This is a genomic window from Hydrogenophaga sp. (genome assembly GCF_019635465.1).
Classification (GTDB): domain Bacteria; phylum Pseudomonadota; class Gammaproteobacteria; order Burkholderiales; family Burkholderiaceae_C; genus Hydrogenophaga.
In genome coordinates, this window is record NZ_JAHBZK010000012.1 from 12,522 (window position 1) to 23,013 (window position 10,492).

Consider the following 10,492-nt stretch of genomic DNA (forward strand, 5'->3'; position numbering starts at 1 on the left):
ACAACCCTTCCGACCATGAACCAACCCATTCCACCGATCACCGAGGACGACATTGCCCAGTACCTGGCCAACAGCCCGGACTTCTTCGAGCGCCACGCCGGCCTGCTGGCCGAGGTGCAGCTCACCAGCCCCCACGGTGGGCGCGCGGTGAGCCTGCAGGAGCGCCAGGCCGAAATGCTGCGCGAGAAGATCAAGGGGCTGGAGCTCAAGGCCGCCGACATGGTGCGCCACGGCAAGGACAACACGGCCATCGCCGACAAGCTGCAGCGCTGGACGCGCGAACTCCTCATGGTGCGCGGCGCGGCCGACCTGCCCGCGGTGGTGGCCGCCGAACTGGCGCGTCAGTTCGTGGTGCCGCAGGTGGCCATCAAGGTCTGGGGGGTGGACGAGGTGTTCGCCCACGAGCCGTTCGCCCAGGGCGTGAGCGAAGACGCCCAGGCCTTCGCCTCGTCGCTGAGCCTGCCGTATTGCGGCAACAACCCCGGGCTCGAAGCGGCGCAGTGGCTCGAGGATCCGGCCTCGGCCGCCTCGCTGGCGCTCATCCCCCTGCGCGTCGGTGCGGCGCCCGAGGCGTTTGGCTTGCTGGTGCTGGCGTCGGGCGATCCGCAACGCTTCACCGCCGACATGGGCACCGACTTTCTGGAGCGCATTGGCGAGCTCGCCAGTGCCGCGCTGGGCCGGCTGCGCCCGGTGGAACGGGTCTCGCTCGAATGACCGATGCCGGCCGCCCCGCCGACGGCGATGCGGCCCTGGTCGCGGCCTACCTGGCCCATGTGCGGGTGGACAAGCGCCTGGCCGAGCGCACCGTGGCGCTGTACACCGAAGACCTGAGCAAGCTGCAATCCGCGGCCGTCGAGGCCGGTGTGGCGCTGGCCCAGGTGCAGCCCACCCACGTGCGGCGCTGGATCGCGCAGATGCACGGCGCCGGGCGCAGCCCGCGCGGCATCGCGCTCATTCTTTCGGGCTGGCGCGGTTTCTATACCTGGCTGACCCGCCAGGGCGTGATCCAGCACCACCCGGTGCACGACGTGCGCGCGCCCAAGGCGGGCAAGCCCCTGCCCAAGGCGCTGGCGGTCGATGACGCGGTGCGCCTGGCCGAGCACAGCCAGGACGATCACCCGGCCCTCGAAGCCCGCGACGCCTGCATCACCGAACTGCTCTATGGCTGCGGGCTGCGCATCGGCGAGCTGGTGGGCCTGGATGTGATGGCCAGCGCGCAGGCGCGCGGCTGGATCGACCTGGACGCGGGCGAGGCCCACGTGCTGGGCAAAGGCAGCAAACGCCGCAGCGTGCCCGTGGGCCGCAGCGCGGTGGCGGCGGTGCAGCGCTGGCTGGCCGCGCGGTCGGCCTTTGCGCGCGAAGACGCGGCCCTGTTCATCGGGCAGCATGGCCAGCGCCTGACGCCGCAGCACATCCGTGTGCGGCTCAAGCGCCGTGCGCTGCAGGCGGGCCTGTCCACCCCGGTGCACCCCCACATGCTGCGGCACTCGTTCGCCAGCCACGTGCTGCAGTCCAGCGGCGACCTGCGCGCGGTGCAGGAGCTGCTGGGACACGCCAACATTGGCACAACCCAGGTCTACACGCGCCTGGATTTCCAGCACCTGGCCCAGGTGTACGACGCGGCCCACCCGCGTGCCCAGGGCGCGCCCGGCAAGGGGCCCGGCAAAGGACCGGGCAAGCCGTGAGTCCTGGTGGGCAGGGAAATCCCGCTGACCCGCCCGCGCCCGCCGTCTCAAAATGAGCGACTCCGAATATTGTTGATTGCTTCTTTAACCACCCGACGAGACCACCCATGAAACGCCTGCTGCAACTCCTCCAATTCACCTGGCTGGCCGCGATGCTCGGCCTGATCGCCCCGGCCCACGCGGCCGACGACACGATCAAGACCGTCTACCACATGAGCGAAGGCATCCCGCAGGCGGTGCGTGGCCTGCGCAACATCCAGAACCACCTGTCGGCCGATCCCAAGGCCAAGATCGTGGTGGTGGCCCACGGCGCCGGCATCGACTTCCTCTTGCAGGGCGCTACCACGCCCAATGAGCAGAGTTTCGCGGGTGCCATCGGCGACCTGGCCGCCAAGGGCGTCGAATTCCGCGTGTGCAACAACACGCTGGTCTCGCGCAAGATCGACCCCGCCAAGGTGGTGCTCGAGGCCACGATCGTGCCCTCGGGTGTGGCCGAAGTGGCGCGTCTGCAAGCCAAAGAGGGCTTCGTCTACCTCAAGCCCTGAGGCGATCGGGCTGGTGCCACGGCCGGGCGAGTCCCGGCCTTTTTCTTGGGCCACCGACAATCGCGCCCATGAAATCGATTCGACTCAAACCCGGCAAGGAGCGCTCACTGCAGCGCCATCACCCCTGGGTGTTCGATGGCGCAGTGGCCAAAGGCGGTGCCGACCCAGGCGAAACCGTGCGGGTGGACAGCGCCGATGGCCAGTTCCTCGGCTGGGGTGCGTTTTCACCGGCGTCGCGCATCCGGGTGCGGATGTGGTCTTTCGAGCAGACGCAGCGCATTGACGCCGCATTTCTGCACGAGCGACTGCGGGCCGCCATTGCGCTGCGCGATCGCTTGGCCATCCCCAGCGACGGCGTGCGACTGGTTCATGCCGAAGCCGATGGGCTGCCGGGCCTGGTGGTGGACCGCTATGGCGACACACTGGTGGCGCAGTTTGGCGCCGCCGGCGTGGAACGGTTCAAGGCGGCCATTGCCGACGCGCTCATTGAACTGACCGGCTGCACACGCCTGTACGAGCGCAGCGACACCAGCAGCCGCAAGCTCGAAGGCCTGCCCGAGGCCACCGGCTGGTTGCGTGGACAGGGTGAAAGCGCGCAGGTGTTGACCGAGCATGGCTGGCGCCTGGGCCTGGACATCGCCACCGGACACAAGACCGGCTACTACCTGGACCAGCGCGACAACCGTGGCATCTGCCGCGATCTGGTCCAGCGCCTGAACCTGGGGGAGGTGCTCAACTGTTATTGCTACACCGGTGGCTTCACCGTGGCGGCGCTGGCCGGTGGCGTGTCGCACGTGGTGTCGGTCGATTCGTCGGGGCCTGCGCTGCAGCAGGCTGCCGCCAACGTCGCGCTCAATGGGTTCGACGCCGGGCGCTGCGAATGGCTGGACGCCGACGTCAACGCCACGCTGCGCCGCTTCATCGAGCAAGGGCGGCAATTCGACGCCATCGTGCTCGACCCGCCCAAGCTGGCGCCGACGGCCGCCCACGCCGAGCGCGCCGCGCGTGCCTACAAGGACATCAACCGGCTTGGCTTCAAACTGCTCAAGCCGGGCGGGGTGCTGCTCACGTTCTCGTGTTCGGGCGGCGTGGGCGTCGAGCTGTTTCACAAGATCGTGGCCGCGGCCGGTCTGGAAGCGGGCGTTGACGGGGTCTTCCTGCATCGGCTGGGGGGCGCCCCGGACCACCCCATGACGGTCAGTTTCCCCGAAGGCGAATACCTCAAAGGGCTGGTGGTGATGCGCCGCCCCTGAGGCTGGCGTGCATCTTGCTGACCTAAACTCGCTGCCCTTCTGCATTCATCCCGGAACACCATGGCCTTGATTCCCGCCACCATCCTCACCGGCTTCCTGGGCTCGGGCAAAACGACCTTGCTCAAGCGCGTGCTCTCCGAGGCGCACGGCCAGAAGATCGCGGTGATCGAAAACGAGTTCGGCGAAGAGAACATCGACAACGAGATCCTGGTCGCCGACACCAACGAGAACATCATCCAGATGAGCAATGGGTGCATCTGCTGCACCATCCGCGACGATCTGCGCGCCACGCTCAACGACCTGGCCCAGAAAAAGCGCAAGGGCGAACTCGACTTCGAGCGTGTGGTCATCGAGACCACGGGACTGGCCGACCCCGGCCCGGTGGCGCAGACCTTCTTCATGGACGACGAGGTGGCCGAGCAATACCTGCTGGACGCCATCGTCACCCTGGTCGATGCCAAGCACGCAGCCCAGCAGCTCAACGATCGGCAAGAGGCGCGCCGACAGGTGGGCTTTGCCGACCAGATCTTCGTCAGCAAGGCCGATCTGGTGGACAAGGATGAGGTCGATGCGCTGATCCACCGGCTCAAGCACATGAACCCGCGCGCGCCGATGCGCCCGGCCAACTTCGGCGAAGTGGCGATCAAGGAGGTCTTTGACCTGCGTGGCTTCAATCTGAACGCCAAGCTGGACATCGACCCCGACTTTCTCAAGGCCGACGACCACGACCATGGGCATCACCACGACCATGACCATGAGCATGGCGAGCACTGCAACCACCCGTCGCACCAGCACGGGCATGAGCACGGGCACCACCATCACCACGATGACGACGTGAAGAGTTTCGTGTACCGGGCCGATCGCGCGTTCAGCCCCGAGAAGCTCGAAGACTTCCTGGGTGCCATCGTGCAGGTCTATGGTCCGCGCATGCTGCGCTACAAAGGCGTGCTCAACATGCAGGGCACCGACCGCAAGGTGATCTTCCAGGGGGTGCATCAGCTCATGGGCAGCGACCTCGGGCCGCTCTGGGGCGAGGGGGAGAAGCGCCAGAGCAAGCTGGTCTTCATTGGTATCGACCTGCCGCGCGACATCCTGGAGCAAGGGCTTGAGCAAAGCCTGGTCTGAGCACCAACCTGCCCGCACCTGACGTGCGATATATCGCGCCCAGCGGCGCCTGCAGCCGACGGCCGTCAACGGCGCGTGTGTTCACGTGGCTACAATCGCGGCCCAAATCGGGCAGGGGGGTCCTCGAGGTGGACATTCCGTCGGATCGCCGCTTGGCAAGGGGGTATAACTGCGCCTTTGCCAGCGGGGCCCCGCCGGCTCGACGTATTGACTTCAGTGTGTGCCTGGGATGTAAGTCCCGCGCACCCTGCCCGCCACCCACAGGAGACCCCTCTTGAAAGCCACGGCATCCAAGGCAGCGAAAGCAGGCAAGTCCTCCGCGGCCAAGTCCGTGGTGAAGACGGCCAAGGCGGCCGCGGGTGCGCGTTCGGTGGCCAAGGCGGCACCCAAAGTCGCGGCCAAGGCCAAACCGGTGGTTGCCAAAGCCGTGAGCAAAGCGCCGGCCAAATCCTCGGCCAAGGCCCCCGCGAAACCGGTGGCCAAGGCGGTTGCGAAGGCACCGGCAAAGGTGGCTGCCAAGGCGCCAGTCAAAGCGCCGGTCAAAGCGCCCGCCAGACCTGCCGCCAAAGCCCCAGTGAAACCTGCACCGGCCAAGGCCGCCAAGCCCGCAAAGGTCGAGACCCGGGCGTCGGCCAAGACTTCCGCCACCGACCGTGCCGCGTCCGTGGCCTCTGCCTTGATCAACAAGATCGCCGCCGCCCCGGTGGTGGTCAAAGCCGCCGCGCCCGCGCCATCCAAGCGCGAAGCACGCCGGGCAATGATGGAATCCATGACCCGCGCCGAGGTGGTTCCCACCCACGCACCGGACGCCGCCAAGGCGACCTACTCCCAGACAATCCCGCGAACTGCCATGACTGCCCCCGTGCCCACCTCCCTGCAGAAAGACCCGAAACGGGCCAACAACTGGAAGACGCTGCCGATCGACCAGCTCACCGATCCGGACGTGCTTGCCATGCCGGACAGCGAGTACATGAACGATCAGCAACTGGCGTTCTTTCGCCTCAAGCTCCAGCGCTTGAAGGCCGACATGCTGGCCAATGCCGGCGAGACGACCGAGCACCTGCGCGAAGACACCGTGGTGGTGCCCGATCCGGCGGATCGCGCGACCATCGAAGAAGAGCACGCCCTAGAGCTGCGCACCCGCGACCGCGAGCGCAAGCTGCTCAAGAAGATTGAGCAGGCCATTGCGCGCATTGACGCGGGCGACTACGGCTACTGCGAGGAGACGGGCGAACCGATCGGTGTGGGCCGTCTGATGGCCCGCCCGACGGCCAGCCTTTCGCTTGAGGCGCAACAAAGGCGCGAGCTCAAGCAGAAGATGTTCGGCGACTGAGCGCGTCATTCAACTCGACGACGAACGCGGAGATTCATGTCCAAGGACGATTCCACCGGCGGCTTCCTTTCCAAGGTGGTGAAGTTCGTTCGCCATCCGACCACGAGCTGGGCGGACCTGGACACGCGCCAGTCCGATCGCGAAAGCGAATACAGCAAGGCCGCGCTCAAGGAGATGATCGAGCGCAAGCGTCGCAACGACTTCGTGCGCAAGCGCGAGTTCGACATGCTGCGCAAGATCCGCAGCCGCGAAGGCACACCGGCCGAAGCCCAGGGCATGCGCCCGTCGTTCTTCCAGAGCAGCCTGCCGTCCAAACCGGACGACAGGGCCATGACGCTCAAGAAGATCGACGAGATCGAAGCGCAGATGTCCATGCAATGGTGGAAGACCAAGGGCGCTGACTCCATCACGTCCACCGGTTCTTCCGGGTTGAACACCACCAGCCAGGGCCCGGGTGCCAGAGCCCGGGACAAAGCGGGCTCTGCATCTGCGCCTCAGGTCGATCCCGCCCGCCTCAAGGCGCAGTACGACGTGACGGAGCCGGCCCCGTTGGTGAAGCCGGCGTCGGCTACGTCTCACGCGCCCACGACCCCGATGGCGCTGACACCCGAGAAACCGTCCTCGACGGCGCGCACGGGCTTGATGGCGCCCCGATCGGGGTCGGCCAGCAGCACGCAGGGGGCCTCGTTCTCCGCTTCCCATTTCTACGCACTCGACGTGCAGGAGGTGGCGCAGGATCCAGAGGTGGAAGAGGCCGCGATCCGATTCGCCAATGGTGACGATCCGGGGGCGGAGCAAGGCCTGCTCGATGCGTTGGCCGAAAACGGGCCTCGCGTCAACCAGGAAGCCGACTGGCTGGCCTTGTTTGACCTTTATCGCGCCACCGGCCAGCTGGCGGCTTTCGAGAGCCGCGCGGTGGACTTCGTCAATCGCTTTGATCGCTCCGCGCCGCAGTGGTACGACATGCCGGCCCAGGTGCAGAAGCTGTTGGGCAACACGGACGAGCCCACTGCGGCCACCAGCTCGCGCGCGGTCTGGGTGTGCGAAGCCGAACTGGATGCCCATGCGATCGGCACTCTGCAGAACGTGCTTGGTCGCGCCAAACAACCCTGGGTGATCGACTGGTCGCTGATCGAGTCGATGGATGCAAAGGCGGCCCGTGCGTTGCTGGGCATGGTGACCTTGTGGACCGATCAGGACGTTGAGCTTCGCTTCGGTGGCGGGGCCCATTTGCGCGATTTGCTCAAGAGCATGACGCCCTCGGGACGGCGCGACGTGGAGCAGTTGTGGTGGGAGCTGCGCATGGCGCTGCTGCGCCTGATGAACCGCGTCGACGAATTCGAACTCACGGCCCTCGATTTCTGCGTCACGTATGAACTCTCGCCTCCGGGGTGGGAGAAGCCGCGTTGCCGTTACCAGTCGGTTCGTGCCGATGGCGACGAAGGTGGGCACTCGGTGTTGGGCGAATCGGTCATCGAGGCCGTGTCTTCCACCCTGTCGGGCGAATCGATCATCGACACCTCGCAAGGTGTGAACCACCTTGGGCTGGTGGAGCTGTCGGGCGAGATCCGCGGCGATGCGCAGTCCACGATCGACATGCTTGAGCAGCGACTGACCGGCGCCGACGTGCTGATCCTGTCCTGCCGCAACCTGATCCGGGTGGATTTTTCTGCCGCTGGAACCCTGCTCAACTGGGTCACCGACCACCATGCGCAGGGCCGTCTGGTGCAGTTCGTGGACGTGCACCGCCTGGTGTCGGCGTTCTTCCACGTCGTGGGCATCACTGAGTACGCCAAGGTGGTGTTGCGCAACGACTGACGGGCTCTGCGCGCGTCGCCGTTTCAACCGGTTTCAGCCACGCCCCTTGCAGGCGCCCGGTCTCAACCCCAGATGAGTCAAATGGAATCCTTTCACGGCACCACCATTGTCTGTGTCCGTCGCGAAACGCCGGCGGGTGTTCAGGTGGCCATCGGCGGCGACGGCCAGGTCACGCTCGGCAACATCGTGGTCAAGGGCAGCGCGCGCAAGGTGCGCAAACTACACCACGATCGCGTGCTCGCGGGTTTCGCTGGCGCAACGGCCGACGCGTTCACCCTGTTTGAGCGCTTTGAAGCCAAGCTGGAGAAGCACCAGGGGCAGTTGGCGCGCGCCGCCATCGAGCTGACGCGCGACTGGCGAACCGATCGTGTGCTGCGCCGCCTCGAGGCCATGTTGGCGGTGGCCGACAAGACGGCGTCGCTGATCATCACTGGCAACGGGGACGTGCTCGAACCCGAGCACGGCATCGTGGCCATCGGATCGGGTGGTGCCTACGCACAGGCGGCCGCCAAGGCGCTGATCGATCACACCGATCTGAGTGCCGAAGACGTGGTGCGCAAGTCGCTTGCGATTGCGGGCGAGTTGTGCATCTACACCAACATGCACCACACCATCGAGACGCTCTAGGTCCAACGCTGGCGGGTGTGCAGCGAGCGCGCCCCCCGCTTGGCTGCCTGACTGTCGAACGCACAACGCCGAACGCCCAACGCCCATGTCTTCCATGACCCCCCAGGAAATCGTCTCCGAGCTGGACCGGTTCATCATCGGCCAGCATGGGGCCAAGCGAGCTGTCGCCATTGCGCTTCGCAATCGCTGGCGACGCCAGCTGGTTGATGAAAAGCTGCGGGCCGAAATCACGCCCAAGAACATTCTCATGATCGGCCCCACCGGTGTCGGCAAGACCGAAATCGCACGCCGCCTGGCGCGCCTGGCCGACGCGCCCTTCATCAAGGTCGAGGCGACCAAGTTCACCGAAGTCGGCTACGTGGGCAAGGACGTCGACAGCATCGTGCGCGACCTGGCCGACATCGCCATCAAGCAGACGCGCGAAGCCGAGATGCGCAAGCAGCGCACACGCGCCGAGGATGCGGCGGAAGACCGCATCCTCGACATCCTCATTCCCCCGCCGCGCAGTGTCGGGTTCGAGCCTCAGCCGGCCAACGATGGGGCGGCCCGGCAGAACTTTCGCAAGAAGCTTCGGGAAGGCGAGCTCGATGAGCGCGAGATCGAAATCGAGCTGGCCGAACCCAGGCCTTCGATGGAGATCATGGGGCCCGCCGGCATGGAAGAGATGGCCGAGCAGCTCAAAGGCCTGTTCGGGCAGTTCGGTGCTGGCCGCAAGCAGGTGCGCAAGCTCAAGATTGCCGAGGCGATGAAGCTGCTTGTCGAGGAAGAGGCGGCCAAGCTGGTCAACGAAGAAGAGATCAAGACCAAAGCGCTGCACAACGCCGAGCAGAACGGCATTGTGTTCATCGACGAGATCGACAAGGTGACCTCGCGCGGCGAGGGCACGGCGGGCGAAGTGTCTCGTCAGGGCGTGCAGCGGGACCTGCTGCCATTGGTCGAGGGCACCACGGTGTCCACAAAATACGGCCCGATCAAGACCGACCACATCCTGTTCATTGCCAGCGGTGCGTTCCACCTGTCCAAGCCGAGCGATCTGATTCCCGAACTGCAGGGGCGCTTCCCGATTCGCGTCGAGCTGCAATCGCTGTCGGTGGACGACTTCGAGGCCATCCTCACGCAGACGCACGCCTCGCTGGTGCGCCAGTACCAGGCGTTGTTGAGCACCGAAGGCGTCACCCTTGCGTTCACGCCAGACGGCATCCGCCAGCTCGCGCAGATCGCATGTGAGGTGAACGAGCGCACCGAGAACATCGGCGCACGCCGCTTGTCAACGGTGATGGAGCACCTGCTCGACGAGATCAGCTTCGACGCCACCAAGCGCCAGGGGCAGACCGTCACCATCGACGCGGCCTATGTGAACGAGCGCCTCGGCGCGCTAAGCCGGGACGAGGACCTCTCGCGCTTCATTCTCTGAAGCCCTGAATCAGGGGCGCCGCCCGTCGCCCCGATGCACGCCCGCTGGCCTTGCCACGGGCGTTTCTGTTTTCAAGCTTCACATGCAATGCGCTTTGTAAGTGCTTGCTTTTCTTGTGCTTTTTGGTGCGAATCTCGCATCAAAATCAGCCCTAAGTGGTTGATTTCATTGGGAAAAAACTGCGCACGCCCGGTTGTGGTGCTTGCATTTCCTGCTACAGTGGGAAAAAGTGCAATTAAGTGGTGGAAAGTGCCACCCAGGGGCAAATCACAGTGTTTCAGGGTCCGTCGTCGTTGAATCTCGATGCCAAGGGTCGGCTTTCCGTGCCGACCCGGCATCGCGACGCCCTGGGCACGGCACTGACCATCACCAAACACCCCCACGGCTGCCTCATGGTGTTTCCGCGGCCGGCCTGGGAGGAATTCCGGGACCGCATCGCGTCATTGCCCATGGGGGCGCAGTGGTGGAAGCGCATTTTCCTCGGCAATGCCATGGACGTGGAAGTGGATGCCACGGGTCGCGTGTTGATCGCCCCCGAATTGCGCGAGGCAGCTGGCCTCTCCAAGGACGTGATGTTGCTGGGCATGGGCGCCTACCTCGAGTTGTGGGATGCCGCCACCTACAAGGCCAAGGAAGCCGAGGAAGCCCAGGGCGACATGCCCGATGTGTTCAGGGACTTTTCCTTCTAAGGG

The 10,492-nt window shown here is 65.6% G+C and carries 11 protein-coding genes; 10 read left to right on the plus strand and 1 reads right to left on the minus strand.

The annotated features are described in order from the left end of the window. The first annotated feature begins 15 nt into the window (after positions 1 to 15). From KF871_RS12065 to KF871_RS12085, 5 genes are all read left to right on the plus strand, one after another. Positions 16 to 714 (plus strand): DUF484 family protein, encoded by a 699-nt coding sequence (locus KF871_RS12065; RefSeq protein ID WP_291142579.1) that lies wholly within the window; start codon positions 16 to 18, stop codon positions 712 to 714. Beyond that, entirely contained in the window at positions 711 to 1,685 is a 975-nt protein-coding gene (locus KF871_RS12070; RefSeq protein WP_291142581.1) for a tyrosine recombinase XerC, read from the plus strand. Before KF871_RS12065 ends, KF871_RS12070 begins: the two co-directional genes overlap by 4 nt. Before the next feature lie 107 nt (positions 1,686 to 1,792). Then, positions 1,793 to 2,230, plus strand: a complete 438-nt coding sequence (locus KF871_RS12075) for a DsrE family protein (protein ID WP_291142584.1) — start codon at positions 1,793 to 1,795, stop codon at positions 2,228 to 2,230. A gap of 68 nt (positions 2,231 to 2,298) precedes the next feature. Beyond that, complete coding sequence (locus tag KF871_RS12080; RefSeq protein WP_291142588.1) at positions 2,299 to 3,483, plus strand: class I SAM-dependent methyltransferase; 1,185 nt, start codon at positions 2,299 to 2,301, stop codon at positions 3,481 to 3,483. A gap of 60 nt (positions 3,484 to 3,543) precedes the next feature. Then, positions 3,544 to 4,608 (plus strand): GTP-binding protein, encoded by a 1,065-nt coding sequence (locus tag KF871_RS12085; protein WP_291142591.1) that lies wholly within the window; start codon positions 3,544 to 3,546, stop codon positions 4,606 to 4,608. Between the two features lie 213 nt (positions 4,609 to 4,821). Here the strand turns inward: KF871_RS12085 and KF871_RS18770 are convergent, their stop codons facing one another. Beyond that, positions 4,822 to 5,379, minus strand: coding sequence for a hypothetical protein (locus KF871_RS18770; RefSeq protein ID WP_367172054.1), 558 nt, complete (start codon positions 5,377 to 5,379; stop codon positions 4,822 to 4,824). Between KF871_RS18770 and dksA the strand changes: the two genes are divergently transcribed. The 5 genes from dksA (at position 5,378) to mraZ (ending at position 10,489) form a co-directional block, all read left to right on the plus strand. After that, positions 5,378 to 5,941, plus strand: coding sequence for an RNA polymerase-binding protein DksA (gene dksA / locus KF871_RS18775; protein ID WP_367172055.1), 564 nt, complete (start codon positions 5,378 to 5,380; stop codon positions 5,939 to 5,941). The genes KF871_RS18770 and dksA overlap by 2 nt on opposite strands. A gap of 36 nt (positions 5,942 to 5,977) precedes the next feature. After that, on the plus strand, positions 5,978 to 7,759 hold the full coding sequence (locus KF871_RS12095) for an STAS domain-containing protein (RefSeq protein WP_291142597.1): 1,782 nt from the start codon (positions 5,978 to 5,980) through the stop codon (positions 7,757 to 7,759). Between the two features lie 81 nt (positions 7,760 to 7,840). After that, positions 7,841 to 8,386: an ATP-dependent protease subunit HslV gene (gene hslV / locus KF871_RS12100; protein WP_291142600.1), complete on the plus strand. Its 546-nt coding sequence runs from the start codon at positions 7,841 to 7,843 to the stop codon at positions 8,384 to 8,386. A gap of 85 nt (positions 8,387 to 8,471) precedes the next feature. After that, complete coding sequence (hslU, locus tag KF871_RS12105) at positions 8,472 to 9,800, plus strand: ATP-dependent protease ATPase subunit HslU (protein ID WP_291142601.1); 1,329 nt, start codon at positions 8,472 to 8,474, stop codon at positions 9,798 to 9,800. Positions 9,801 to 10,072: 272 nt separating this feature from the next. Continuing rightward, positions 10,073 to 10,489 carry a division/cell wall cluster transcriptional repressor MraZ gene (gene mraZ, locus KF871_RS12110; RefSeq protein ID WP_291142861.1) on the plus strand — a complete coding sequence of 139 codons (417 nt, stop codon included), beginning with the start codon at positions 10,073 to 10,075 and terminating at the stop codon, positions 10,487 to 10,489. Positions 10,490 to 10,492: the final 3 nt, after the last annotated feature.